This window comes from Kitasatospora purpeofusca (assembly GCF_042691725.1).
Lineage (GTDB): Bacteria > Actinomycetota > Actinomycetes > Streptomycetales > Streptomycetaceae > Kitasatospora > Kitasatospora purpeofusca_B.
Genome location: NZ_CP170483.1, coordinates 3934914 through 3961737 on the forward strand (window position 1 = coordinate 3934914; position 26824 = coordinate 3961737).

17 protein-coding genes, 1 tRNA gene, 1 pseudogene and 1 riboswitch are annotated in these 26824 nt (G+C 73.4%); of the genes and pseudogenes, 5 read left to right on the forward strand and 14 right to left on the reverse strand.

All coding sequences use genetic code 11. The features are described 5' to 3' along the window. Positions 1–58 precede the first annotated feature (58 nt). Positions 59–970, reverse strand: a complete 912-nt coding sequence (locus tag ACFCLZ_RS16560; protein ID WP_380285664.1) for a Bax inhibitor-1/YccA family protein — start codon at positions 968–970, stop codon at positions 59–61. A 145-nt stretch (positions 971–1115) separates the two neighbouring features. Next, positions 1116–1197, reverse strand: a tRNA-Leu gene (locus tag ACFCLZ_RS16565). Positions 1198–1610: 413 nt separating this feature from the next. On the opposite strand from ACFCLZ_RS16565, the gene ACFCLZ_RS16570 reads away from it, so the two are divergent. Together ACFCLZ_RS16570 and ACFCLZ_RS16575 are read left to right on the forward strand one after the other, a co-directional pair. Then, complete coding sequence (locus ACFCLZ_RS16570; RefSeq protein ID WP_380285665.1) at positions 1611–2384, forward strand: ABC transporter ATP-binding protein; 774 nt, start codon at positions 1611–1613, stop codon at positions 2382–2384. Positions 2385–2437: 53 nt separating this feature from the next. Continuing rightward, positions 2438–4996 carry an ABC transporter permease gene (locus ACFCLZ_RS16575; protein WP_380285666.1) on the forward strand — a complete coding sequence of 853 codons (2559 nt, stop codon included), beginning with the start codon at positions 2438–2440 and terminating at the stop codon, positions 4994–4996. A gap of 178 nt (positions 4997–5174) precedes the next feature. Here ACFCLZ_RS16575 and ACFCLZ_RS16580 read toward each other — a convergent pair whose 3' ends face one another. The 7 genes and pseudogenes from ACFCLZ_RS16580 to ACFCLZ_RS16610 form a co-directional block, all read right to left on the reverse strand. Beyond that, a complete protein-coding gene (locus ACFCLZ_RS16580; protein WP_380285667.1) occupies positions 5175–6545 on the reverse strand; it encodes an NAD(P)/FAD-dependent oxidoreductase in 1371 nt (456 codons plus the stop codon). Positions 6546–6973: 428 nt separating this feature from the next. After that, positions 6974–7915 (reverse strand): exopolyphosphatase, encoded by a 942-nt coding sequence (locus tag ACFCLZ_RS16585; protein WP_380285668.1) that lies wholly within the window; start codon positions 7913–7915, stop codon positions 6974–6976. Between the two features lie 155 nt (positions 7916–8070). Then, a pseudogene (locus ACFCLZ_RS16590) lies at positions 8071–8583 on the reverse strand (DUF501 domain-containing protein); the annotation flags it as partial. After that, on the reverse strand, positions 8555–9067 hold the full coding sequence (locus ACFCLZ_RS16595; protein WP_380285669.1) for a septum formation initiator family protein: 513 nt from the start codon (positions 9065–9067) through the stop codon (positions 8555–8557). The pseudogene ACFCLZ_RS16590 and the gene ACFCLZ_RS16595, both read right to left, overlap by 29 nt. 150 nt (positions 9068–9217) lie before the next feature. Then, a complete protein-coding gene (gene eno, locus ACFCLZ_RS16600) occupies positions 9218–10504 on the reverse strand; it encodes a phosphopyruvate hydratase (protein WP_376093245.1) in 1287 nt (428 codons plus the stop codon). 241 nt (positions 10505–10745) lie between these two features. Beyond that, positions 10746–11666, reverse strand: coding sequence for a transglycosylase family protein (locus ACFCLZ_RS16605; RefSeq protein WP_380285670.1), 921 nt, complete (start codon positions 11664–11666; stop codon positions 10746–10748). A 5-nt stretch (positions 11667–11671) separates the two neighbouring features. After that, positions 11672–11815, reverse strand: a riboswitch (cyclic di-AMP (ydaO/yuaA leader). 236 nt (positions 11816–12051) lie between these two features. Beyond that, entirely contained in the window at positions 12052–13338 is a 1287-nt protein-coding gene (locus tag ACFCLZ_RS16610; RefSeq protein WP_380285671.1) for a cytochrome P450, read from the reverse strand. A 208-nt stretch (positions 13339–13546) separates the two neighbouring features. Between ACFCLZ_RS16610 and ACFCLZ_RS16615 the strand changes: the two genes are divergently transcribed. After that, positions 13547–13972 (forward strand): SDR family NAD(P)-dependent oxidoreductase, encoded by a 426-nt coding sequence (locus ACFCLZ_RS16615; protein ID WP_380285672.1) that lies wholly within the window; start codon positions 13547–13549, stop codon positions 13970–13972. Positions 13973–13993: 21 nt separating this feature from the next. Here ACFCLZ_RS16615 and ACFCLZ_RS16620 read toward each other — a convergent pair whose 3' ends face one another. Then, the gene (locus ACFCLZ_RS16620; protein WP_380285673.1) at positions 13994–15031 is read right to left on the reverse strand and encodes a MazG family protein; all 1038 of its coding nucleotides are present in this window, start codon (positions 15029–15031) and stop codon (positions 13994–13996) included. Between the two features lie 176 nt (positions 15032–15207). Continuing rightward, the gene (mfd, locus tag ACFCLZ_RS16625) at positions 15208–18837 is read right to left on the reverse strand and encodes a transcription-repair coupling factor (protein WP_380285674.1); all 3630 of its coding nucleotides are present in this window, start codon (positions 18835–18837) and stop codon (positions 15208–15210) included. Between the two features lie 614 nt (positions 18838–19451). On the opposite strand from mfd, the gene ACFCLZ_RS16630 reads away from it, so the two are divergent. Next, positions 19452–20768 (forward strand): nucleotide sugar dehydrogenase, encoded by a 1317-nt coding sequence (locus ACFCLZ_RS16630; protein WP_380285675.1) that lies wholly within the window; start codon positions 19452–19454, stop codon positions 20766–20768. A gap of 97 nt (positions 20769–20865) precedes the next feature. On the opposite strand, the gene ACFCLZ_RS16635 is transcribed toward ACFCLZ_RS16630, so the two are convergent. Then, entirely contained in the window at positions 20866–21267 is a 402-nt protein-coding gene (locus ACFCLZ_RS16635; protein ID WP_380285676.1) for a beta/gamma crystallin domain-containing protein, read from the reverse strand. Positions 21268–21698: 431 nt separating this feature from the next. Between ACFCLZ_RS16635 and ACFCLZ_RS16640 the strand changes: the two genes are divergently transcribed. Beyond that, positions 21699–22340 (forward strand): hypothetical protein, encoded by a 642-nt coding sequence (locus ACFCLZ_RS16640; RefSeq protein WP_380285677.1) that lies wholly within the window; start codon positions 21699–21701, stop codon positions 22338–22340. Between the two features lie 93 nt (positions 22341–22433). On the opposite strand, the gene ACFCLZ_RS16645 is transcribed toward ACFCLZ_RS16640, so the two are convergent. Both ACFCLZ_RS16645 and ACFCLZ_RS16650 read right to left on the reverse strand, forming a co-directional pair. Then, entirely contained in the window at positions 22434–23816 is a 1383-nt protein-coding gene (locus ACFCLZ_RS16645; RefSeq protein WP_380285678.1) for a hypothetical protein, read from the reverse strand. A 267-nt stretch (positions 23817–24083) separates the two neighbouring features. After that, positions 24084–26735 (reverse strand): SUKH-4 family immunity protein, encoded by a 2652-nt coding sequence (locus ACFCLZ_RS16650; protein ID WP_380285679.1) that lies wholly within the window; start codon positions 26733–26735, stop codon positions 24084–24086. Positions 26736–26824: the final 89 nt, after the last annotated feature.

The following is a 26824-nucleotide window of genomic DNA, read 5'->3' on the forward strand; positions in this document are numbered from 1 at the left end:
GCCGGGCCCCGGAGCGGGTGGCTCCGGGGCCCGGCGGCAGTGGTGGTGCGACGGAGGATCAGTCGTCGCCGCGCAGGATCGCGATCAGCCGCAGCATCTCGACGTAGATCCAGACCAGCGACAGGGTGAGCCCGAAGGCGGCCCGCCAGGCCTCCTTCTGCGGCGCGCCGTGCGCGATCGCCTCCTCGACGGCCGCGAAGTCCAGCGAGAGGAAGAACGCGCCGAGGCCGATGCCGACCAGGCCGACCACGACGCCGAGCGGGCCGGAACGCAGCCCCATGTCGGCACCGAAGACCAGCGAGGCCACCATGTTGACCAGCATCAGCAGCACGAAGCCCATGGCGATCGCGATGCCGATCCGGGTGTAGCGCGGGGTGACCCGGATCCGGCCGGTCTTGTAGGCGATCAGCATCGCCGCGAAGACCGCCGCGGTGCCCAGCACCGCCTGGATCGCGATGCCCTCCCAGATGGTGTTGAACACCTTGGTGATCGCGCCGAGCGCGAAGCCCTGCAGACCCGCGTAGAGCAGGATCAGCGGCGGGCTGACGCTCCGCTTGAAGGAGATCACCATGCCGATCACGAAGGCGATCAGCGAGGCGCCGCCGGCCAGGCCGAAGTTCCGCTCCGGCAGGGCGAACCAGGCCAGGCCGCCGGCGGCGACCATGGTGAGCAGCGTCATCGCGGTGCGCGCGACCACGTCGTCGAGCGTCATCCGGCCCGTCGCCAGCGGACCGGCGGACGGGGCGTTGTACATCTCGACGAGCTGCTCGTCGGTCAGCGGAGCCTGGCCCTGCGGCTGCTGGGCGTAGGGGCTGTTGGCGTACGGGTTGTTGCCGTACGGGCTGGTGCCGTACGGGTTGGTGGCGGTCTGGCCCCCGGCCGGCGGGGTCTGGGTGGTCCCGAAACCCGCGTAGCCGGACTCGCGGGTGAAGGACCCCTCCCGCGAGAAGACCGGGTTGCTGCTTCTCATTGCTCATTCCCTCCGGGGCGGCACTGCACCGCCCGAAGCACAAGGGTAATGGCTTGGCAAAGAAATCGGCATCCGCCGCGAGAAGGATTCGCACCATCGATGCCCGACGGGGACGCCGGTCGGCGTCCCCGCGAGCAAGCACGTGTGCCCAGAGCCGGACTCGAACCGGCACGGCCTTTCGGCCAAGCAGTTTTAAGCTGCCCGTGTCTGCGTTCCACCATCTGGGCGTCCTGCGGACCCGGCCCCGCCGACGGAGCGGAGAGCATCGCTCCGCCGCCCGTGCGGACCACCCCTGAGCCTAGTCTCCCGGCCTCCCCTTTCGCATGTTCCAAGGCGGGGAAGTTGTCATGTTTCCTTGCCATCTGACGAACAGTTCGTGATTTGGCCACCGGACCCGCTCGATCCGGCCACCGGCCTTCCGTTCAGGGTCGATGTCATACCGCAGGAGGAGGGTGCCACCTGGCCGTACACCCAGCGGCGGTCAGGCCAACCGTCCGGCGGAGCGACGAGAAACCATGATCACCCGGCGGAGCATGGAGGTACGGCCGGACGCCCCTGGAAGGGCCCGGCCGCCCCACCGATCTCCCGCGCCGCACCACCCGGCGCGCCCCCTCTCTGCCGAGACCCGAGGAGCACCCCCGTGAGCACGTCGACCGCAACCGCCGTCCGCACCGGCCGGGCGGCCGCCCGCGCCACCGGCCTGAACAAGGTCTACGGGGAGGGCGAGACCCGCGTCGTCGCCCTCGACAACGTCAGCGTCACCTTCCCGCAGGGCGAGTTCACCGCCATCATGGGGCCCTCCGGCTCCGGCAAGTCCACCCTCATGCACTGCATGGCCGGCCTCGACACCGTCTCCTCCGGCTCCTCCACCATCGGCGACACCGAACTCGTCGGCCTCAAGGACAAGCAGCTCACCCAGCTGCGCCGCGACCACATCGGCTTCATCTTCCAGGCCTTCAACCTGCTCCCCACCCTGACGGCCCTGGAGAACATCACCCTCCCGATGGACATCGCCGGCCGCAAGGCCGACAAGCAGTGGCTCGACAAGGTGGTCGAGACCGTCGGCCTCTCCGGCCGGCTCTCCCACCGCCCCAGCCAGCTCTCCGGCGGCCAGCAGCAGCGCGTCGCCTGCGCCCGCGCCCTCGCGAGCAAGCCCGACATCATCTTCGCCGACGAACCGACCGGCAATCTCGACTCCCGCTCCGGCGCCGAAATCCTCTCCTTCCTGCGCAACTCCGTACGCGAACTCGGCCAGACCGTCGTCATGGTCACCCACGACCCCGTCGCCGCCTCCTACGCCGACCGCGTCGTCTTCCTCGCCGACGGCCGCATCGTCGACGAACTGGCCCAGCCGACCGCCGACGCCGTCCTGGACCGCATGCGCCGCTTCGACGCCAAGGGCCGCACCAGCTGACGCCCCGCGTCCGCCGCCCGCCCCTTCGCAGACCCAGGACCCCAGGACACCCCATGTATCGCACCGCACTGCGCAATGTGCTGGCCCACAAGGGCCGACTGCTGATGACGGCGCTCGCCGTCATGTTGGGCACCGCCTTCGTGGCCGGCACCATGGTCTTCTCCGACACCTTCGGCAAGGCCATGCGGGAGAACAACTCCACGAGCTACTCCGACGTGTCGGTCCAGATCGTCGACAAGGCCGCCGGCGCCACCGCGAGCGCCAAGGAGAAGAGCGAGAAGAGCCCGGTCACCCTGACCGACGCCACCGTGCAGCAGCTCGCCGCGCTGCCCGGCACGGCGAGCGCCCGCGGCGTGGTCGGCGGCTTCACCGGCGTCGCCGACAAGAGCGGCACCCTGATCGGCCGGCCGTGGACGGCCAGGGGCGCCAACTTCGCGCCCGGTCCGGACGGCAAGGACGCCCGCTACCCGATGGCCGAGGGCCAGGGGCCGAAGACCGGCAAGGAGATCGCCCTCGACCGCAAGACCGCCGACAAGGGCGGCTACAAGGTCGGCGACACCGTCCGGGTGGGCTCCAACGGCCCGGTCCTGGAGGCGAAGCTCACCGGCATCTTCACCACCGACGATCCGGTGGCGAACAGCGGCGGCACGCTCACCCTGTTCGACCGCGCGACCGCCCAGCAGCTCCTGCTGGAGCCCGGCCGCTACAGCAGCATCGTGCTCGCCGCCAAGCCCGGCACCAGCGAGACGGCCCTGCGCGACGAGGTGAACCAGAAGCTCAGGCCCGAGCAGCAGATCGACGTCCGCACCGGCGCCGACCTGAAGGCGGAGGACGAGCGGCTGGTCACCAAGAGCAGCGAGAGCATGCGCACCATGCTGCTCGCGTTCGCCGGGATCTCGCTCTTCGTCGGCATCTTCATCATCGCCAACACCTTCACCATGCTGATCGCCCAGCGCACCAAGGAGCTGGCCCTGCTCCGCGCGGTCGGGGCGAGCCGCAAGCAGGTCACCGCCTCGGTGCTGGTCGAGGCCCTCGCCATCGGCGCCATCTCGGCCGCGGCCGGTCTGCTCGCCGGTGTCGGCATCGGCGCCGGGCTGCAGTCCGTGGTCGCCTCGCTGGACGACGGCATGCCGACCGCCTCGCTCGTGATCAAGCCGCTGACCGTGGTGGTCACCCTGGTCGTCGGCGTCCTGGTGACGGTGCTCTCCGCGCTGCTGCCGGCCGTCCGCGCCGCGCGGATCGCCCCGGTCGCCGCGATGAGCAGCGGCGACCAGCCGGTCAGCCAGAAGTCCCTGGTGGTCCGCAACGCGATCGGTTCGGTGCTGGCCGCGGCCGGCATCGCCCTGGTCGCGTTCGGCGCCTCGAAGGGCAACTCCGACGGCCGGATGCCGGTCGCGATCGGCGCGCTGCTCGCGGTCCTGGGCGTCTTCGTCCTGCTGCCGCTGCTGTCCCGTCCGGTGATCGCGCTGGTCGGCCCGGCCATCGGCAAGCTGTTCGGCATGCCCGGCAAGCTGGCCCGGCAGAACGCGGTGCGCAACCCGCGCCGCACCGCCGCCACCGCCGCCGCGCTCACCATCGGTCTGACCCTGGTCAGCGGTCTCACGGTGATCGGAGCCTCGGTCGCCGACACCATCGACCGGGCCGTCACCAGCTCGATGAAGGCCGACTTCCTGGTCGCCGCGGCCAACGGGATGAGCCTGTCCGAGCAGGTCCCGGCCGAGATCGCCAAGGCCCCCGGGGTGACCGCCTCCTCGCCGCTGACCAGCGTCTTCTGGGACCTCAACGGCACCAGCAAGGAGGTCACCGGCGTCAACGCGGACAGCCTCGCCAAGCTGCTGTCGGTGACCATGAAGAGCGGCTCGCCGACCGCCGCCGGCCAGGGGCAGCTGCTGGTGGACGACGAACTCGCGAAGAAGCTGGGCGTCACCACCGGCTCGACCGTCAACGTCACCTTCGGCGACGAGACCAAGGGTTCCCTGACCGTCGGGGGCGTCTACGAGAAGAGCGGCCTGCTCGGCGGGGCCCTGGTGGCCAACAGCGAGATCGTCAAGCACGAGCCGCAGCCGTACCTGAGGAACGTCCTGGTCAAGGGCGCGAACGGGGAGACCGACGCGCTCAAGAAGGCGCTGAAGGACGCCACCGGCGCCAACCCGGTGATCGAGGTCAAGTCGCGCCAGGACGTCCGGAACGACTTCAGCCAGACCATCACCTTCGCGCTGAACCTCATGTACGGCCTGCTGGCGATGTCCGTGATCGTCGCGATCCTCGGCGTCATCAACACCCTGGCGATGTCGGTCTTCGAGCGCAAGCGCGAGATCGGCATGCTGCGGGCGATCGGCCTGGACCGCTCCGGCATCAAGCGGATGGTCCGTCTGGAGTCCGTGGTGATCTCGGTGTTCGGCGCCGGCATCGGGATCCTGCTCGGCGGCTTCATGGCCTGGGCGATCAACGGCACCCTGAAGTCCAGCCTGCCGGGTCTGGCCACGGTGGTCCCCTACGGCCAGCTGCTGCTCTTCCTGGCCCTGGCCGGCCTGGTCGGCCTGGTGGCCGCCTTCTGGCCCGCCCGCCGGGCCTCCAAGCTGGACATCCTGGCCAGCATCAAGACCGACTGACGACCAGCGCGAGAAGGCCCCTGCCGGAGGGTTCGGCAGGGGCCTTCTCGTTCACTTCTGTACTCCGCCCGACTCGCACAGCCGGCTGAGCACCACGGAGGTCGTGGTCCGGCAGCACTGCCGGGCGGAGGGCCTCCGACTCATACCCCGGTGCTCCCACACCGGGGTCCGCAGTCGCTTACTTGCTGGCGAGCTCCTTGTCGGCGGCCGGCTTGGCGGCCTCGACGGCGGGCTTGGTGGGGGCCGTGACCTCCTGGATCGGCTGGTACGGGTTCTCCATCTGCGACAGGCCGACCATCTCGCGCTTCAGGAAGACGGCGAGGGTCCAGTCGGTGAAGACGCGGACCTTCCGGTTGAAGGTGGGGACCATGGCGCCGTGGTACAGGCGGTGGAACCACCAGGCCGGACGGCCCTTCAGCTTGTACTTGCCGAAGAGGATCGCGACACCCTTGTGCAGGCCGAGGCCGGCCACCGCACCCAGGTTCTTGTGCTTGTACTCCTGCTGCGGGAAGCCGCGCATGCCGGAGATCACGTTGTCGCCGAGGACGGCGGCCTGGCGCACGGCGTGCTGCGCGTTCGGCGGGCACCAGGCGCCCTCGCCGGCGGCGAGGTCCGGCACCTGGGCGTTGTCGCCGGCGGCCCAGACGTAGTCGAAGCCCTGGACCTGGAGGGTCGGCGCGGTGTCGACGTGGCCGCGCGGGCCCAGCGGCAGGCCGAACCGGGCCAGCACCGGGTTCGGCTTCACGCCGGCCGTCCACACGATGGTGGAGGCGTCCATCTCCATGCCGTTCTTCAGCACGACGTGGCCGTCGACGCAGGAGTCCATCGAGGTCTCGATGTAGACCTCGATGTTGCGCTCTTCGAGCTTCTCCTTGGTCCACAGACCGAGGTCCGGGCCCATCTCCGGGAGGATCCGGTTGGCGGCCTCGACCACGACGAAGCGCATGTCGTCGCGGCTGACGGTCTTGTAGATCTTGGCGGCGTCGCGCGCCATGTCCTCGATCTCGGCGATCGTCTCGACGCCGGCGAAGCCGCCGCCGATGATGACGAAGGTCAGCGCCCTGCGGCGGACCGCCTCGTCCGTGGTGGACTCGGCCTTGTCCAGCTGCGCCATGACGTGGTTGCGGAGGGCGATGGCCTCCTCCACGGTCTTCATGCCGATGCCGTGCTCGGCCAGACCCGGGATCGGGAAGGTCCGGGAGACCGAACCGGTCGCGACGACCAGGTAGTCGAAGGGCAGCTCGTACGAGTCGCCCGCCGAGGGCTGGATGGTCGCGATCTTGCGCTCGTGGTCCACACCGGTGACCGCACCGGTGAGCACCTCCGCGTTCTTCAGCGCGGTGCGCAGGGGCGCGACGAGGTTGCGGGGCGCGACGTTGCCGCCGGCCGCCTCGGGGAGGAAGGGCAGGTACGTCATGTACGACCGCGGGTCCACGACCGTGACGGTCGCTTCGCCGTAGCGCATCTTCTTGAGGATGCGCATCGCGGCATACAGGCCGACGTAACCACCGCCGACAATGAGGATGCGAGGACGCTCCGTGGTGCTCATATCCGAAAGTATCCAGCACCGGTCGGAGCAGCCTTCGTGAGCCCGCTCACAAGCTTATGGGACCCTTCTGCTACACTGCGCGCCCCCGTTTTGACCCCCCGCCCCACCCCTCACGACCCGTCCGGCCCGCCGACGGGCAGACCTGTACGGACGGCCGCGCTGAGCAGCAACGATCCATGACCCGGCCCGGTTCCCGCACGGGATTTCGATTTTCAAACCTCCGGCGGGCCAGAACCTGCGATCCCATGGCCATTACGCCCAGCGAGCCTTCGGTCCCACATATCGGACGGACTGGACCGCCCGACCCGGCGAAAGGCTGGATCCTCATGTGAAGAAATTCACGAACATTCCCGCGCCACCCCCGGCGCGCCCCGGCCCCAGCGCCCCGGGGGGGCGTCCGGGGCCGGTCCGGTAAGTCCCGCGCCTGGTCAGCGGGCGATACTCCAGGCGATGCCGTCCAGGATGTCGTGCTCGCTGACGACCACCTCGGCGGCGCCCGTCCGCGCCATGATCTCCAGCAGCTCCAGCGCGCCGGCCGCGATCACGTCCACCCGGCCCGGGTGCATCGACGGGATCGCCGCCCGCTCCGCGTGGGTGGCGTGCAGCAGCCGGTCGGCGATCTCGGCGACCCGCTCGCGGGAGATCCGGGAGTGGTGGATCGCCTCCGAGTCGTACCGGGGCAGGTCCTGGGCGATCGCCGAGATGGTGGTGACCGTGCCGGCCAGGCCGACCAGGGTGGCCGCGCCGGTCAGCGGGACGGCCTCCTCGGCCCGGTCCAGCTCCGCCCGCACGTGCGCCCGGGCCTCGGCGATCCGCTCGTCCGAGGGCAGCTCGGCGCCGTCGAAGTGCCGCTCGGTCAGCCGGACGCAGCCGATGTCCACCGAGCGCGCCGCCTGCACGTCCTCGGCCCCGAGCACGAACTCGGTCGAACCGCCGCCCAGGTCGAAGACCAGGTACGGGGCCGGGAACTGACCGCCGGTGAGCTCCTTGGTGGCGCCGACGAACGACAGGTGCGCCTCCTCCTCGCCGCTGACCACCTCGGGCTCGACGCCCAGGGCCGCCCGCACGCCGTCGACGTACTCGGCGCTGTTCTCGGCGTCCCGGGAGGCGCTGGTGGCGACGAAGCGGATCCGCTCCGGGCCCACCCCGAAGCCGGAGATCACCTCGGCGTACTCCCGGCAGGCGGCGAAGGTGCGCTCCAGCGCGTCCGGGTGCAGCCGGCCGGTGCGGTCCACGCCCTGGCCCAGCCGGTTGATGATCATCCGCCGGTCCAGGTCGGTGATCGCCCCGGTCTCCGGATCGAGGTCGGCGACCAGCAGCCGGATCGAGTTGGTCCCGCAGTCGATCGCGGCCACCCGGGTGGTGCTCATGCGTCGGCCTCCCCCGCCTCGTCCGCCTCCTGCGCGGCCCGCTTCGCGGCGCGCTCGGCGGTCTTCTGCTCCTTGGCCGCGATCACGGCCTCGTGGTCCTGCTCCTTGGCCCGGTTGCGGGCCACCCGCTCGCCGGCGGCCGCGACCTCGGCGGCGGAGACGCACGGGCCCTTGGCCCACCAGTCCTCCAGCATGCCGAGCGCCTCGTCGCCGAGCGGGTTGACGCCCTCGCCGGCCGCCAGCGAGTGGCCGACCAGCACGTGCAGGCACTTCACCCGGTCCGGCATGCCGCCGGCGCTCGGGAAGCCCTCCAGCACCTCGATGGCGTCACGGCGGGCGATGTAGTCCTCGTGCGCCTTCTGGTACGCCGCGGCCAGCTCGGGGTCCTCGGCGAGCCGGGCGCTCTGGTCCTTCATCACGCCGTCCGCCTCCAGGGTGCCGATCAGCGAGGCGGCCTTGGGGCAGGTCAGGTAGTAGAGCGTCGGGAACGGCGTGCCGTCCGGCAGCCGGGGGGCCGTCTCCACGACGTCCGGGTTGCCGCACGGGCAGCGGTGGGCCACGCCGCGCAGGCCGCGCGGGACCCGGCCGAGCTGCGCGGCGATCGCCGCGATGTCCTCGTCGGAGACGGTGGGGTGGTTCTCAGTGGTCATGGGAGGAGCTGTCTCCAGCAGGGGCGGGGGCGGGTGGTGAGGGAGGGGCGGGCTGCCCCGGGGTGGCGGGGGTCGGGGGCGCGGCTGCGGCCACCGGCGCGGCGGCGGCGTCGACGGAGTCCCAGACACCGGCGTACCACGGCCGGGCCGCCGCGGCCGGACCGGCCGCCGGGCCCGCCGCGGGCGGCGGCGCGCCCAGCGCGGACTTCGCCGCGTCCTGGGCCGCCGGGTCCACCGCGATGTACGGGGTCTCCCCCGGCATCGCGTAGTGCAGCCGAGTGCGGGCCTGGGCCTTGACGTACTCCGGGTCCTGCCAGCGGGCCTTCTCCCGGCGCAGCTGCTCGACCTGCTGCCGGGCGTGCTCGGCCCGGGCGCGCTGGGCCGAGATCTCCGAGCGCTGCGAGACGAACTGCCGCGTCGGATAGGCCAGGATCGCCACCAGGGAGCAGAGCACCAGCACGAGGACGGTCGCCCGGCTCGTGAACCGAGGCCGGGCCGCCAAGCCCGGGATCCTCCAGCCTGCCATCTCCGGTGTCCCCTCCTGGTCGCGACGGTGCCCCGCCGTCCACCCTACGGGGTGAACGGCGGGGCACCGGTCAGGCGTGCGCTACCGGGCGTCCCGGCGATACCGGCCGGGCGCCGGCGGTCGGGCTCAGCCCTCGTGCTTGAACCGCGGGAAGGCGCCGCGGCCGGCGTACTCGGCGGCGTCGTCGAGGATCTCCTCGATGCGCAGCAGCTGGTTGTACTTGGCGACGCGCTCGGAGCGGGCCGGGGCGCCGGTCTTGATCTGGCCGCAGTTGGTGGCGACGGCCAGGTCGGCGATGGTGACGTCCTCGGTCTCGCCGGAGCGGTGCGACATCATGCAGCGGTAGCCGTTGCGCTGGGCCAGCTCGACGGCGTCCAGGGTCTCGGTCAGCGAGCCGATCTGGTTGACCTTCACCAGCAGCGCGTTGGCGGTGCCGGTCTCGATGCCGCGGGCCAGGCGGGCCGGGTTGGTGACGAACAGGTCGTCGCCGACCAGCTGGACCTTGTCGCCCAGCTTCTCGGTCATGGCCTTCCAGCCGTCCCAGTCCGACTCGTCCAGCGGGTCCTCGATGGAGACCAGCGGGTAGGCGGCGACCAGGCCGGCGTAGTACTCGATGAGCTCGGCGGCGGTGAGCGCCTTGCCCTCGAACTGGTAGGCGCCGTCCTCGTAGAACTCGGAGGAGGCGACGTCCAGGGCCAGCGCGACGTCCTTGCCCGGCACGTAGCCGGCCTTCTGGATGGCCTCGACGATGAGGTCCAGGGCCTCGCGGTTGGAGTCCAGGTTCGGGGCGAAGCCGCCCTCGTCGCCCAGGCCGGTCGACAGACCGCGCTCCTTCAGCACGCCCTTGAGGGTGTGGTAGACCTCGACGCCCCAGCGGACGGCCTCGGAGAAGGACTCCGCGCCGATCGGGGCGATCATGAACTCCTGGATGTCGACGTTGGAGTCCGCGTGCGAGCCGCCGTTGAGGATGTTCATCATCGGGACCGGCAGGACGTGCGCGTTCGGGCCGCCCAGGTAGCGGAACAGCGGGAGGTCGCTGGCCTCGGAGGCGGCGTGCGCGACGGCGAGCGAGACGCCCAGGATGGCGTTGGCGCCGAGCGAGGACTTGTCCGGGGTGGCGTCCAGGTCGAGCATGGCCTGGTCGATCAGGCGCTGCTCGGTGGCGTCGTAGCCGACCAGCTCGGGGCCGATCTGCTCGATGACGGCCAGGACGGCCTTCTCCACGCCCTTGCCGAAGTAGCGGTTCTTGTCGCCGTCGCGGAGCTCCAGAGCCTCGAAGGCACCGGTGGAGGCACCCGACGGAACGGCGGCACGGCCGGTGCTGCCGTCGTCGAGGCCGACCTCGACCTCGACCGTGGGATTGCCGCGCGAGTCGAGAATCTCACGAGCGACGACGACATCGATGGACGGCACGAGGCATCTCCTAGCGGAAGCAGGTTCGGCCGACGGTGGGGTGCGGTCGGCCGGACGATTGCGGAGTCGTTACGACCAGAGCCTAACCGCACGGGCTGTCCGGGCCACGTCGACCTCGGCTCCGTCTCAGCGTGTGGCCGTGCTACCCACCGGTAGTTCACCTGGTTGCCCGACCGGAGGGGTCCGGATACGGACGAAGGGGACCGATCGGCCCCCTCCGCCCGTCCGGTCGGACCGACCGTCAGCCGAGGGCCAGGACCTGGCCCGGGACGATCAGGTTCGGGTCGGCGCCGACGGTGCCGCGGTTGCCGTCGTACAGCGCCTGCCAGCCGCCGGACACGCCCTGGGCGGTGGCGATCCCGGCGAGGGTGTCGCCGGAGCGGACGGTGTAGCCGTGGCCGGCCGACTGCTGCTGCTGCGCGGCGGGGGCGGCCTGGGCGGCCGGCTGGCCGGCGTACTGCTGGTAGACGCTCTGGTGGCTGGTCCAGTACCAGGCGCCGTTGCTCTGGTACCAGAACACCTTGGCGTCGGCGTCCCAGCCGGCCTTGCCGGAGAAGGCCGGCGACTGCGGGGCCTGCTGCTGGGCCTGCGGAGCCTGCTGGGCGCTCTGCGGCGCGTACTGGCGGGCCTGCGGCTTGGCGGCCTGCTGCTGGGGCTGGGCCTGCGGCGCGGCGGCGGCCGGCTTCGCGGGAGCGGGCTTCGGGGTCTGCTGCTGCGGCTGGGCCTGCGGCTTCGGGGCGGCCGGCTTGGCGTCCGTCGCGGTGTCGACCGCGGCCGGGGCGCCGCCCTTGCTCAGGCCGGCCTTCTTGGAGCAGACCGGCCAGGCGCCGGGGCCCTGCGAGGCGAGGACCTTCTCGGCGACCGAGATCTGCTGGGCCTTCGAGGCCTGGTTGGCCTGCGGCGCGTAGGCGGTGCCGCCGTACCCCTTCCAGGTGCTGGAGGTGAACTGGAGGCCGCCGTAGAAGCCGTTGCCGGTGTTGATGCTCCAGTTGCCGCCGCTCTCGCACTGGGCGACCGCGTCCCAGGTGGAGACCGGGGCGGCGGAGGCGCCGGTGGCGCTGAGGATCGGCATCGCCAGTCCGACGCCGGCGACACCGGCGACGGCGATGGCCTTCTCGGCCTGGGTACGGCGACGGTGACGACCGGTTCCAACGAACAGCATGAAGAGGTCCCTCTCCGCACGCCTGCGAGGTGAGCTGTCGGGTTCGGACCGGGAGGTGGCCCGGCCGCGCAAAGGCGGCTTCACCCCTAGCCGTGGGAGACGGCACGAAACCTGGTTCCCCCGCCCCTGCCCAGGGTTCTGATCGGTGTCCCGTGGCGCGGCGGGCAGGACTCGGCGTTCCGCGGACGGGGCTCGCAGCTGCGAACTCCACGGAGACTAGACAGATCTTCAGAGCAATCACAAGCTCATATCACCGAGATCACATGGACATCACGTCATGTGATGGATTGCCTACCAACCGAAGAGGTATGTCCGGATTGAGGGTGGTTCAGACCCCTGGAAAGCGGGCAACGGAGAGCGTTCGTCAGCGTGTTGCGCCGGTCCGTCAGCCCTCGGACGGGGTGTCGGAAGCGGTTGTTCCAGGCACTTTCTCCGGCGTGAATTCCACCGGAAGTTCACGGAGTCCCCGCATGATCAGACCACCTCGCCAGCGCAGGTCCTCCGGGCTCGCGGCGAGCCGGAGGTCCGGCAGCCGGGTCAGCAGGGTGGCCAGCGCGGACCGCCCCTCCAGCCGCGCCAGCGGCGCGCCGATGCAGTAGTGGATGCCGTGCCCGAAGCCCAGGTGCGGGTTGTCCGCCCGGGCCAGGTCCAGGGTGTTCTCGGCGGCGAACCGCGCCGGGTCCCGGTCCGCCGCCGCGAGCACCACCAGCACCGGGTCGCCGACCGGGATCCCCACCCCGCCGATGGTCAGCGGACTGGTCGCGAACCGCCAGGTCGCCAGCTCCACCGGCCCGTCGTAGCGCAGGAGTTCCTCGATCCCGGTCTCCAGCAGCGCGCTCTCGCCGCGGCGCAGCGAGTCCTGGAGCAGGTGGCGCTGCTCCGGGTGCCGGAACAGGGCGAAACACCCGTTTCCGATCAGGTTGATGGTGGTTTCGAAGCCGGCGAACAGGAGGATGAAGGCCATCGCCGCGGCCTCGTTCTCGGTCAGGTGCTCGCCGTGGTCGCCGGCCCGGATCAGGCCCGAGATCAGGTCGTCGCCGAGGTCCGCCCGCTTGCGGTGGATCAGCTCCAGCAGGTAGGCGCGGATGTTCTTCACCGCGCGGCCCACACCGCCGCGCCGGCCGCCGTGGTGGCGGATCATCGCGCCCGCCCAGTCCCGCAGGTCGTCCTGGTCCTCGGCCGGCACCCCGAGCAGGTCGCAGATCGCGTAGATGGGGAGCGGGAACGCGAACTCGTGGATGAGGTCCGCGGACCCGCGCGCCGCGAAGTCGTCGATCAGCCGGTCGGTCAGCTGCTGCACCCGCGGCTCGAAGGCCGCCACCCGGCGCGGGGTGAACGCCTTCGACACCAGACGGCGCAGCCGGGTGTGGTCCGGCGGGTCGATGTTCAGCAGATGGGTCATGAGGTCGGCCTGGCGCTCGCCCGGAATGCCGACCCGGCCGGTGCGGTGGGCCTGCTCGCTGTGGTGCACCGGGTTCTTGGAGAGCCGGGCGTCCGCGAGCGCCTGCCGGGCGTCCGCGTACCGCGTGACCAGCCACGCCTCCACCCCGCTCGGCAGGGTGGTCCGGTGCACCGGCTCGTGCTCGCGCAGCCAGGCGTACGCGGGGTACGGATCGGCGGCGAAGTCCCAGGTGAACAGGGGCGGACGGGCAAAGGAGGGCTGCGCTGGCATGGATCGACGGTATCCCGGGCGTGTCCCGGCCACCGCACGGCGGGCACGGCGGCGTGCGCGGCGCCGGGTGAAGCGGTCGCGCGCGGCAGGCGTGAGCCTGGTCACCTGAGGGGTAATTCCTGTTGCGGGGGATCGGGACCTGCCTACGATCCTCCGCAAGATGTCCGTGGGCGCCGGTGCGGAGCCGCCCACAGGGAGGAGCAAGGCCATGCGGGTCATCGGTTCGGTCGTCGTGATCGCCGTACTCGACGGCGGGTCGGGGGCGGACCTCGCCCGCCGGCTCACCGCGGCGGGAGCCGTCGGCGTGCTGATCGCCGACCAGCAGGCCGGGGTCGCCGAGGACCTCGCCACCGAACTCGACCGGCCGGGCTGCCGGGTCGTCGGCGTCGGCGGCGACGTCCGCCGCCCCAGCGACGTCGCCGCGCTGGTCGACACCGCCGAGAAGCACCTGGGCCCGATCGACCTGTTCTGCGTGGCCGGGCCGGACGGCGAGCGGATCGTCTCCCTCTGCGACCTGCCCGACCACCTCGACCTGGAACGGCTCGCCGAACTCGTCGCCCTGGTCGGCGAGGCGATCGGCGAGGTCGTCGTCCCGGCGCGGCGCCGCCCGGTGCAGGACGTCGCCACCGTCTGAGGCGGCGTCCGTCCGGGGTGTCTACCGCTCGGGCTTCAGACCCTCGGCAGCGCGCACCGCGTCCCGGTAGCCGCGCGCCGCGGCCCGCAGCGCGGCGTCCACGTCGATGCCGGCGTCGTGCGCGCGCTGCGCCACCGCGAGCAGCAGCCGGCCCGCCGACTCCGCCGTGAGCTCGGCGGGCAGCCCGTACGGCTCGTCCGGCACGCCCGTGAACCCGGCCCGGCGCACCCGCGACACCAGCTTCGCCGCGTACGCGAGCGAGGGCAGCCCGGCCGGCACGCCGTCCAGCACCGACTCGCGCTCCGACTTCTCGGCCGCCTTGAGCGCCTCCCAGTTGGCCTCCACCTCGGCCGCGCCGTCCGCCTCGGCGTCGCCGAACACATGCGGGTGGCGGTACATCAGCTTGTCGACGATGTCGCCCGCCACGTCGTCGATCGAGAAGGCGCCGGTGGGGTGCTCCTCGGCGATCCGGGAGTGGAAGAAGACCTGGAGCAGGACGTCGCCGAGCTCCTCGCGGAGCATGTCGCGGTCCCCCTCCTCGATCGCCTCGACCAGCTCGTAGGCCTCCTCGACCAGGTACTTCACCAGGCTGGCGTGGGTCTGCTCGGCGTCCCACGGGCAGCCGCCCGGCGAGCGGAGCCGGTCCATCACCGAGACCAGGTCCAGCAGCCGCGCGCCCGGCAGGTCGTACGACCCGGGCAGCACCTCGATCTCCGGCACCTCGCCGGCGTGCTCGACCGCGAGGCGGGCCAGCGCGTCGGTCAGCCCGGGGTCGCCGTCCGGGCTGCCCAGCCAGACCGTCGGGCCGGCTCCGGCCGGCAGGTCCTCCGGGGCCCCGGTGAGCAGCCGGGCCAGCGCGGGGGCGGAGCCGGACGGCACGATCCGGACCTCGACACCGGCCTGCGCCACGGCGGGCAGCTGCGGGTGGGCGGGGTCGGCGGCGAGCACCCGGCCGGCCGACCGCAGCGCCTCCCAGGCGGGCCAGGACAGCAGGCCGGGGGCCACCCGGTGGGTGGTGATGAGGAGGATCAGCTTCGGGCCCGGAGGATTCGTCGTCACCCTCCGAACCTACCCGTCCGGTCCGCACCCCCGCCCCCGGGTTCCGGGGCCCGCGCGCGCCCCGCCGCCACCGGCCCGCCGACGACGACGGCGGTCCCGGGCGCCACCGCCCGGGCCCGCCGTCCCGCTGCCGTACCCCTCGTCGGGGGCCTTTGCTTCCCGGCCCGCTTCCCGGCCTACTTCCTGGCCCCCGCCAGGTCGTCGAACATCGTCGACAGGAACTCCCGGGACCACGCCAGCAGCTCCCGCCCGACCAGCGGCTTGCCGCCGATCCGCCCGGTGGCCGGCCGCGGCACCAGCACCTGCTGGGTCGCCGCCTTCACCTGGCTGCGCGGGTGGAGCCGGTTCAGCCGCAGCTGCTGCGACTCCCGCAGCTCGACCGGCCCGAACCGCACATGGGAGCCCTGCAGGGTGATGTCCGCGATGCCGCACCGCCGCGCGTAGAGCCGCAGCGCCGCCACCAGCAGCAGGTTCTCCACCGGCTCGGGCAGCTTGCCGTACCGGTCGACCAGCTCGTCCCGGACCTGCTGGATGTCCTCCTCCGAGTTGACCGCCGCGATCGAGCGGTAGGCCTGGAGCCGCAGCCGCTCCCCCGGCGCGTAGTCGTGCGGCACATGGGCGTCGACCGGCAGCTCGATCTTCACCTCCAGCGGCTCCTCCTCCGGCTCGCCGCCGCCCGTCAGCGACTCCCGGAACTCGGCCACCGCCTCGCCGACCATCCGCATGTAGAGGTCGAAGCCGACGCCCGCGATGTGCCCGGACTGCTCACCGCCGAGCAGATTGCCCGCGCCGCGGATCTCCAGGTCCTTCATCGCCACGTACATGCCCGCGCCCATCTCGGTGTGCTGGGCGATGGTGGCCAGCCGCTCGTGCGCGGTCTCGGTCAGCGGCTTCTCCGGCGGGTACAGCATGTACGCGTACCCGCGCTCCCGCCCGCGGCCCACCCGGCCGCGCAGCTGGTGCAGCTGGGAGAGGCCGAAGGTGTCGCCGCGCTCGACGATGAGCGTGTTGGCGTTGGAGATGTCGATGCCGGACTCCACAATCGTGGTCGACACCAGGACGTCGAACTCCTTCTCCCAGAAGTCGACGACCACCTTCTCCAGCTGGGTCTCGCCCATCTGCCCGTGCGCGGTGGCGATCCGCGCCTCGGGCACCAGGTCCTTCAGCCGGGCGGCCGCCCGGTCGATCGACTCGACCCGGTTGTGGATGTAGAACACCTGGCCCTCGCGCAGGAGTTCACGCCGGATCGCCGCCGAGATCTGCTTCTCGTCGTACGGTCCGACGAAGGTCAGCACCGGGTGCCGCTCCTCCGGCGGGGTGGTGATGGTGGACATCTCGCGGATGCCGGTGACCGCCATCTCCAGGGTGCGCGGGATCGGGGTCGCGGACATGGTGAGCACGTCCACATTGGCCCGCAGCTTCTTCAGCTGCTCCTTGTGCTCGACGCCGAACCGCTGCTCCTCGTCGACGATGACCAGCCCGAGGTCCTTGAAGCGGGTCTCCGAGGAGAACAGCCGGTGGGTGCCGATGACGACGTCCACCGAGCCCTCGAACAGCCCCTCCAGCACGGCCTTGGCCTCGCTGTCGGTCTGGAACCGGGACAGCGCCTTCACGGCGACCGGGAAGTTGGCGTACCGCTCGGCGAAGGTCGAGAAGTGCTGCTGCACCAGCAGCGTGGTCGGCACCAGCACCGCCACCTGCTTGCCGTCCTGCACCGCCTTGAAGGCGGCGCGCACCGCGATCTCGGTCTTGCCGTAGCCGACGTCGCCGCAGATCAGCCGGTCCATCGGGACGGACTTCTCCATGTCCGACTTGACCTCGGCGATGGTGGTCAGCTGGTCCGGCGTCTCCGCGTACGGGAAGGCGTCCTCCAGCTCCCGCTGCCACGGGGTGTCCGGGCCGAAGGTGTGGCCGGGCGCGGCCATCCGGGCCGAGTACAGCTTGATGAGGTCGGCGGCGATCTCCTTGACCGCCTTCTTGGCCCGCTGCTTGGTCTTCGCCCAGTCCGCGCCGCCGAGCCGGTGCAGCGTCGGGGCCTCGCCGCCGACGTACTTGGTGACCTGGTCGAGCTGGTCGGTCGGCACGAACAGCCGGTCGCCGGGGTGGCCCCGCTTGGCCGGCGCGTACTCCAGCACCAGGTACTCGCGGGTGGCGCCCTGCACGGTGCGCTGCACCATCTCCACGTACCGGCCGACGCCGTGCGCCTCGTGCACCACGTAGTCGCCGGCCACCAGCGCCAGCGGGTCGATCGCGTTGCGGCGCCGGGACGGCATCCGCCGCATGTCCTTGGTGGAGGACTTCTGACCGGACAGGTCGGTCTCGGTGATGACGGTCAGCTTGAGCGCCTCGTCGACGAAGCCGTGCTCGATCGAGCCGCAGGAGACGTGCACGACGTCCCGGGTCGGCGCCTCGGACAGGTCGGCGACCAGCCGCGCCGGGATGCCCTCGTTGCCGAGCACCTCGGCGAGCCGCGAGGCCGGGCCGTGCCCCTCGGTCACCATGACGACCCGCCAGTCGGCGGCCAGCCGCTCCTTGGCGTCGGCGATCGCCCGCGCGGTGTCGCCCCGGTACGCCTCGACCGCGTGCATGCCGAGGGTCAGCGTGTTGGCGTCGAACTCCAGCAGGCCGTCGACCGAGGCGTCGCTGGTCGCGAACGGGCTGACCGACCACCACGGCAGGCCGACCTCGGCGGCGTGCTCGCGCACCTCGGCGAGCGAGCGCAGCGAGGCGGCCGAGACGTCGATCGCCTCCAGGTCGATCGGCCGGTCGCCGCCGGCCGCGGCGGCCACCCAGGAGGCGTGCAGGAACTCCTGGCTGGTCGCCACCAGGTCGGCGGCCCGGGTGCGGACCCGCTCGGGGTCGCAGACCACCGCGACCGAGCCGAGCGGCAGCACGTCCACCAGCAGCTCCATGTCGTCGACCAGGACGGGCGCCAGCGACTCCATGCCCTCGACCGCGATGCCCTCGGCGATCCTGTCCAGGATCTCGGCCAGCCCCGGGTGCTCGGCGGACAGCTCGGCGGCCCGGGCCCGCACCTCGTCGGTCAGCAGCAGCTCGCGACAGGGCGGCGCCCACAGGCCGTGCTCGGCGATCTCCAGCGACCGCTGGTCGGCCACCTTGAAGTACCGGATCTCCTCGACGTCGTCGCCCCAGAACTCCACCCGCAGCGGGTGCTCCTCGGTCGGCGGGAAGACGTCCAGGATGCCGCCGCGCACCGCGAACTCGCCGCGCTTCTCGACCAGTTCGACCCGGGAGTAGGCGGCCGCGGCGAGCCGCCGGGCGATCTCCTCCAGGTCGTGCGACTCGCCCCGCTGGACGGCCACCGGCTCCAGCTCGGCCAGCCCCTTCACCTGCGGCTGGAGCACCGAGCGGACCGGCGCCACGACCACCTGCACCGGCCCGGCGGCCGGATCCTCGGCGCGCGGGTGGACGATCCGGCGCAGCACGGCGAGCCGGCGGCCGACGGTGTCGGAGCGCGGCGAGAGCCGCTCGTGCGGCAGCGTCTCCCAGGCCGGGAACTCGGCGACCGCGTCCGGCGGCAGCAGCGAGCGCAGCGAGGCGGCGAGGTCCTCGGCCTCCCGGCCGGTGGCGGTGACGGCCAGCACCGGCCGGCCCCGGTCCCCGGCCGCCTGCCCGGCGAGCGCGCGGGCGAGCGCGGCGATCGCGAACGGCCGGGCGGCGGGCGGCCCGACCAGGTCGAGGTGCCGGCGGCCGCCGGCCGCGGCACCGGTGGCGGTCGCGGCCTCGATCGCCTCGGCGAGGGCCGCGTCCCGCGCGACGACATCGAGCAGTCCGGTCAGGCTCATCTGGAGTCTCTTCTTCGTCCCGTGGCTGGTGCTGCCCTGGGGGCCGGGGCCCGTCCGGGCAACGCGAACGGCCCGGCACGCCGAGCGGCCGGGGGTCTCCAGCCTACGCCGCGGGGCCGACCCGCACCCGGCACACGGCCGGGGGCGGGACGGGGCGCGATCCGGCGCGGACGAACCACCGGCCGGACGCTGCCGCTCCGGTCGTTTTGCCGGACCGTTTCCCCGCTGTCGCGATCTGCCACGAACTGGACATACTCCTGTCACTGCCCGTCCATGGAGATCGCGCACCATGGTGAATGTGCCCGCCGCACCCAACCGTGGGGGATGGCTGCGGGGGCACGGTCGCACACCCGATGGGGGTCGGGGGTGCGAGGCCGGGCGACCCTGGGTGGGGGCGCCCGCCCACGCGCCGGGAACCGTGGCGTCCTTTCCTGGAGGACGCCACGGGTCTCGGCCTCACTCCTTCCCCGGCCCGGCACTCCTCTTCCGGCCCCTTCCGGCGCAATCCCGGGAAAACCCGCGCGGACAGGCCCCGCTCCCTACCCTGATGTGAAGACCGTGTGGGGGACGCCCGGAGGGGCCAGGGGGCGTCGCGATGGAGGGGGTTCTTCGTCATGCGCGTTGTCATCGCAGGCCAGGGCTACGTGGGGCTGCCGCTCGCGGTCCGCGCGGCCGAGGTCGGGCACCGGGTGGTCGGCTACGACGTGGACGAGCGCCGGATCAAACGGCTGGCCGTCGGCGAGTCGTACGTCGAGGACATCCCGGCCGAGCGGCTGCGGCCGCTGCTGGAGAACGGGAGCTACCTGCCGTCCGCCGAGCCGTCCGACGTGGCGGGCTTCGACGTCGCGGTGATCACCGTGCCGACGCCGCTGCGCGAGGGCGTGCCCGACCTGTCGTTCATCGAGGCCTCGGCGGCCCTGCTCGCCCAGCACCTGCGGCCCGGGGCGACCGTCGTCCTGGAGTCGACCACCTACCCCGGCACCACCGAGGAGCTGCTCGCGCCGCTGCTGGAGGCGGGGTCCGGGCTGACCGCCGGGCGGGACTTCCACCTCGGCTACAGCCCCGAGCGGATCGACCCGGGCAACCCGACCTGGCGGCTGGAGAACACCCCGAAGGTGGTCTCCGGGATCGACCCGGCCTCGCTGGCGGCGGTCGAGGGCTTCTACGGCGGGCTGGTCGAGCGGACCGTCCCGGTCTCCTCCTGCAAGGAGGCCGAACTGACCAAGCTGCTGGAGAACACCTTCCGGCACGTGAACATCGCGCTGGTCAACGAGCTGGCGATGTTCGCGCACGACCTCGGCATCGACGTCTGGGAGGCCATCGACGCGGCCTCCACCAAGCCCTTCGGCTATCTGCGGTTCACCCCCGGCCCCGGGGTGGGCGGGCACTGCCTGCCGATCGACCCGTCCTACCTGTCCTGGCGGGTCGAGCGGGCGCTCGGCCAGTCGTTCCGGTTCGTCGAGCTGGCCAACGACGTCAACAGCCACATGCCCGACTACGTGGTCCGCCGGCTCGCCGAGGCGCTGAACGACCGGCAGCGCTCGGTCAAGGGCTCGCGGGTGCTGCTGCTCGGGCTGGCGTACAAGAAGAACACCGGCGACGCCCGGGAGACGCCGGCCGCCCGGGTCGCCGAGCTGCTGGTCCGGATGGGCGCCGAGGTCCGGGCCGCCGACCCGCACGTGGTGGTCGGGGTGCACGTGCCCGAGCCGGTGATCCCCGGCCAGCGGGCCGCCGAGCACGACCCGCACGGGGACCCGTTCGGCGCGGTCCGCCGGGTCGAGGCGAGCCCGGAGGAGCTGGCGGCGGCGGACGCGGTGGTGCTGCTCGCCGACCACGACGACTTCGACTACGAGGCGGTCACCGCCCACGCCCGGTACGTGCTGGACTGCCGGCGCCGGCTGCCCCGGGGCGCCGCGGTCGAGGTGCTCTGACCCTTCGGAAACGGTGCCGGGCATCCGCACCCGCCCGGCACCGCGGATCAGCGGGCCTCCTCGCCCGCGGGGCCCCGCGGGGCCCGTCTCCCGGGGCCTACCAGCGGGAGAGGTTGATGTCGTACATCATCACCTCGTGGCCCACGTGGGCGTTGAAGTCGTACTGCTCCCAGTTGAAGACGGTCCACGAGCCCATGCCGTCGCCGAGGTACGTGATGACCTTGTTGTTCCCGGCGTCGATCCGGTCGACGTTGTAGACGCGCACGGCCATCCACCCGTCGTTCGCGAAACAGAGCGTGCCGCCGTAGCCGTAGTTGTAGACCTTCGCGAAATCGTTGCGGTTTCCGCAGTCGATTCGATTGACGGCCCCGGAATTCGTGGCCGGCAGTAACGTGGCGGCCGCCGCGGTGAGCACGGCGAGTACGCCGATCCGGCGGCTCCGGACATTTCCGGAAAGATACCCGGGAGAGCGCTCCCGAAGATTTGTGCGGCGAATCATCTGAACCCTCCGAAGGGGTAGCGGCTGCGACTCCAGAGGCTGACATGACGCCGCACGGCCGAACAGTTCTTTTCCGGCCAAGCCGCACCGCCCCGGCGCCCCGCGGGCCTTCTCGCACAGGCATGCGCTAGGGTCCGGACAGTCCCGCCGTTCCTGAGGATCGGAGCTTCCGCTTGGCCCGCCCGCCGCATTTCGGACGATTCACCGCCGTCACTACAGCGGTCGTTTTATCGGCCTTTTTCGCAGGCTGCTCCGGGTCCCCCGGAGGAGGTTCCGCGGATTCCGTTCCGACGCCACCGGCGATCGACTCGCCCAAAGCCCCGGAATCCGGCCGGGCCGGAATGACCGGACTTCCGCTTTCCGCTTATCAGGCCGACGACCAGGCCGCCCTGAGAGAGATCAAGGTACGCAATTCCCTGGTCGTCTCGTGCATGCGCCGGGCCGGTTATGCCGGTTTCAGCGGCGACGGCCTGCAGGAGGCCCGGCCGCCGGACAACGCCACCGCCCTGCCGGCCGGCGCCTGGGGGTACCTCGGGGCGGAGGTGGCGGCCGCCCAGGGCTTCCACGCGCACCGGCGAGCCGCGCCCGGGACGGGCGCCGCGCCGGCGGCCGGCGCCGGCGAGGCCTACGTCACCGCCCGGGTCGACTGCGACCGGCAGGCCGCCGAACGGATCGGCGCGCCGCCGGGGCCCGGGGCCGACCTGATCGGGCGGCTCTTCGCCGACTCGATGGCCGCCACCGGGAAGGACGAACGGGTGGTGGCGGCGACCGCGCAGTGGGCCGCCTGCATGGCCGCCGCGGGGTTCCGGGCCGACGACCCGGCGACCCTCCCGGAGCGCTTCCGCACCGTGGCCGAGACCACCCCGGCCGAACTGGCCACCGCCCGGGCCGACGCCGACTGCACCACCCGCAGCAACCTCGCCGGGATCTGGTTCACCGTCCTGGCCGGCTACCAGCGCCAGCAGATCGACCGCAACGCCCAGGCCCTGAACGACCACCGCGAGGCCGTCCGCGCCCAGGACGCCAAGCTCACCCGGCTCCTCGCCGAAGGGGACGCCGGGCCGACCCCGTGAGCCCCCCCCGGACGGCGGACGGCGGTCACACGCGTCAGGCCCCGGGCGCCGGACGGGCGCTCGGGGCCTGACGGAGAACCGACGCAGGGCGGATCAGCGGCGGTGGTAGCCGACCGTGTTCGGGGTGGCGTAGTCGCTGCCGTCGTCGACGATCACGATCTTCGGGATGATCCGGGTCTCCTCCTCGGCCGGCCGCTCGGCCGCGGCGCCCGCGCCCTTCTCCGCCGCCACCGACGGCGGCGCGGCCGGCCTCGGCGGCACCGGTCCGGTGGCGACCGCCGCGGCCTCGGGCGGGGACACCCGTCCCGGGGTGACCCGCAGCACCGCGGTGGCCGCCTCCTCGGCGGGCACCGGGACCGGCACCTTGCGGAGGTCGGCCCGCGGGTCCGCGAGGACGGGCAGCGGGATCTCCCCGGTGTCCGCCTCCGAGTCCACCGGGGCCCGGTCGGCCGGAACCCGGCCCACCGGGACGCCGTCCGCCGGGGCGCTGTCCGCCGGGGCGCCGTTCACCGGGGCACCGCTCACCGGCCCGGAGCCGGACCCCGGCGGCAGGGACGCCACCGCCGACGCCGCCGCCTCCAGCACCGCGGGCTCGATCGCGCCGACCGCCGCGCCCGTCAGCGAGGCCAGCGTCGCCTTGATGTGGTCGAGGTGCTGCTGCACCGTCTCCAGCTTGGTCGCGTACTCGCGCTGCTCGCGCTCGCTCGCCGTGTTGATCCGCTCGGCCTCGCGCCGGGCCTGCTCGACCAGCTGGTCCGCCCGGGCCTGTGCCTCGGCGTCGCTCTGCTTGATCTGGCCGAGCACCGTCTCGCGGAACTGCTCGGCCTCCTTGACCCGCCGCTCGGCGGTGGCGGAGACCGCCGAGTCCTCGGCGTCGGCCTCGGCCTGCGCCTCGGCGAACATCTCGTCGGCCTTGCGGCGCAGCTCGGCCAGCTTGGCCTCGGCCCGCTCGGAGGCCTCGGCCGCCGCGACCCGGACCTTGGCGGCGTGCGCGGTGGCGGCGTCCCGGACGGACCGGACCTCGCGGTCGGTCTCGGCCCGGATGGTCTCCGCCTCGGCCCGGGTGCGCTCGTCGGTGCGGCGGGCGGCGGCGTCGGCCTCGGTGCGGGTGGTGGCCGCGTACTCCTTGGCGGCGCGGTCGAGCGCCTGGCCGGCCTCGTACACCTCGTCGCGGAGGTCCTCGGCGAACCGCTCGGCCTTGTCGCGGACGGCGCGGGCCTCGTTCTCCGCCATCCGGGCCAGGCCGGCGGCCTCGTCGCTGAGCACCTGGTAGTCGGGCTCGGGGGCGTCGGCGGCGACCTGCTGGATCTCGGCCAGCCGGCGCTCCATCTCCCGGAGTCCGGCGCCGAGCACGCTCAGCCGCTCCCACCCCTCGTCGCGCTGCGCGGTGAGCGCGGTCAGGGATCGGTCGACCTGCTCCGGCGCGTAACCGCGCCGGGCAACGGTGAAGCCGTACTGGGGGACGGCGTCGCTCATGGGCTCTTCCCCTCGTGTCGCGGGCTGCGGAGCCCATGATCGGACGGATCGGTCCGCTCGGGAACCGGGTCGGGGAACCCGGTCTGGATTCGGACGTCGGGCGGATCGAAACATGTCGAGGATGGACGCTTGCGACCATCCTCTTGACCTATTTTGCGCGGATGTGGACGAAACCCCAACGAGGCACCGCCGCGGCGGTACGCCGAAGGGGCCGTTCCGGGCACCGGAACGACCCCCTGCCACCTGCGTGGATCCGGCACGGCCTGCTCAGAGCAGGCCGTCCCAGAACTGCTCCAGCAGCACGGCCCACCAGGTGTCCGCAGACTGCAGCGCAGCCGGGTCGATCGCGGCCAGCTGGGCCTGGAAGTCGGTCGTCCAGCGACCGGCCTGGTCCGGGGTCAGCCCGTACCGCAGCCGCCACATCCGGCCCAGCAGGGCCAGGGTGCGGACGAACTCCGGTACACCTGTGTTGACGAACCGGGGGGGCTCACCGGTTCCTTCCAGGTCCACCGCGACCACGTGCGCCGTGCCGTACTGCACGCAGAGCTGGCGGCCGTAGTCGTTGCCGAGCACCAGGTAGCCGCCGAAGTCCGGGCCGCCCGGCAGGCCGCGCTCGGCGGCCAGCTCGGCGAGCGTCGGGATCGGCCGGCCCTCCTGGGCCTGCGCCCAGAAGAACGGCCCGAACTCGCGCGGCAGGCCCGACCACATCAGTGTCTGCGCCACCGGCTCGGGCACGCCCTGGCGGGCCACCGCGCGCTGCTCGAAGCGGAACACGTTCGGCCCGAAGGCCTGGCCGAGCTCCTGGGCGAGCTGCTGCGGCGCGAGCGGCGGCAGCGGCTGGACGGTGCCCGGCGCGGGCAGCGGCACCCGGAACGGCCGGACCCGCTGCGGACCGGAGGCCAGCTGGTGCAGCTCGTCCAGGTGGTCGAGCAGCTGGGCCATGCCGGCCTGCCGGGAGTGGTGCTCGCGGCCGTAGTCGGCGGTGTGGGTGAGCCGGACGTTCGGCCAGGAGGCGGTGATCATCCGGTTGCAGTAGCCGCCGGGCAGGTCGCACGACTCCAGCTCGGTGTAGAGCTCCAGGACCTGCTCCGGCGGCACGTTCAGCCGCCGCAGGTCCTGGAGGATCTTCCACTCCGGGTGCGGGGTGCCGGGCTCGCTGCGGTGCAGCAGCTTCTGCTCCGAGCCGTCCGGGCCCCGGTAGCTGAGCGCGGCGAAGTAGCCCGGGCCGACGGCGGGCACGCCGGGCGGCACCGGGGCACCCGGCGGCGGTCCGGGGACGGGCGCCGGCGGGGCGGCCGGGGTGGGCACCGGGGCGGCGGCCGGTGCGGGCGCCGGGGCTCCGGCGGGCGCGGGGCCGCCCGGGTAGCCGTAGCCGGCCCCCGGCGCACCGACGGGCGCGCCCGCGGCGGGCGGCGGCGGGACGGCGGGGCCGCCGGACGGCGGGGTGCCCGGGTCGGCGGGGGCTCCGCCGAGCAGCGCCGGGTCGATCGCGCCCGCCAGCTGGGTGCGCTCGTACGCCGCGCCGCCCGGAGCGGGCGGCGCGGGCGGCACGGGCGGGGCGTCGCCGGGCCGCAGACCCGCCGGGGGCGGGGGCGGCGGGGTGCTGGAGGCGTTGCGGCCGCCGGCGGCGGCGGGGGCCGGACCGGAGCCGCCGCGCAGGCCGGCGGGCGGGGGCGGCGGCGGGGCGGAGGCCGGGTTGCGGCCGTGCCCGGCGGGAGCGGCGCCCGCACCGGGGGCGGACGGGCCGCCGCGCAGACCGGCGGGCGGAGGAGGCGGCGGGGCGGAGGCCGGATTGCGGCCGTGCCCGCCGGCGGGCGCGTCCACCTGCGGCGGCGGACCGGCCGGCGGCGGCACCGGGGCGCCGGGCGCGGGCGCGGGCGCGCCGGGCAGGCCCGCGAGGCCGGGCGGACCGTCCGGCGAGGCCAGCATGGTCGGGGCGTGCTCGACGGACGCGGCGGGCGGCGGGACGGGCGTACCGGGCGCGGGCGCACCGGGACCGCCGGGCGCGCCGGGCAGGCCCGCCAGGCCGGGCGGACCGTCCGGCGGCGCCAGCAGCGTCGGCGCGGGCTCCGCCGCCGCACCCGGCGGCGGGACGGGCGTGCCGGGCACGGGCGTACCGGGCGAACCCGCCGGCCGCGGCAGGCCGCCCTCGGGCAGCAGCACGGTGGCGGCCTCGGACCCGGCCCGCGGCTCGCCGGGCAGCCCGGCGCCGTTGGTGCGCAGTCCGTCCGGCAGCAGCACGGTCGCCGCCTCGGCGCCGGCGCGCGGCGCGGGCGGACCGACCGGCTCGTCGTGGCCGGGCGGCGGGGCGAGCATGGTCGGCGCGTCCCCGGCGGGCCGCTCGGAGACCGGCGGCGTGGTCAGGACGGCGGGCGCGGGCAGGTCCCCGTGCTCCACCGCGACCGGCGGAGCCGCGACCGGCACAGCGACGGGCGGTACTGCGACGGGCGGCGCAACGACGGGCGGCGCAACGACCGGGGCGGCCGGGGCAGCCGGCGCGGGCGGCACCGCGGCGGGCGCCGCCGTCCCCAGCCGCTCCGCCTCCGCGGCGAGCGCCGCGTCGCCCGCCTCCTGCAGCCACTGCGGCGGGCTCAGCAGGAAGGACGTCGCCTCGACCGGCCCCGGCGCGGGCCGCGCCGCCCCGGCCGGATTGGCCGCGACCGGCCGCCCGTAGGCCTCCTCGTACTGCCGGACCACCTCGTTGACGGGCAGCGCGGGCCAGAGCGTGCTCGCGCCGGAGTCCCGGGCGATCACCAGCCGGGCCTCCCCCTCGGCGCCGACCGTGCCGTCGCCGGGCTGCACCGCCCAGCAGACGAAGCCCAGGTCGAACTCCCGGACCCGCACCTCGCGCTGCCGCTCCTGCGACACCCCGCCGTTGATCCACTCCTCGGCGAGCTCCTGCGCCTGCGCGTACGTCACCACGCCCGCTTCACCCCTGTCCCCATCGTCCCCGCTCGTTCCACACCCTGGCCGACCACCCGGACCGCTGCCGGGGCCACCGCGCGGCC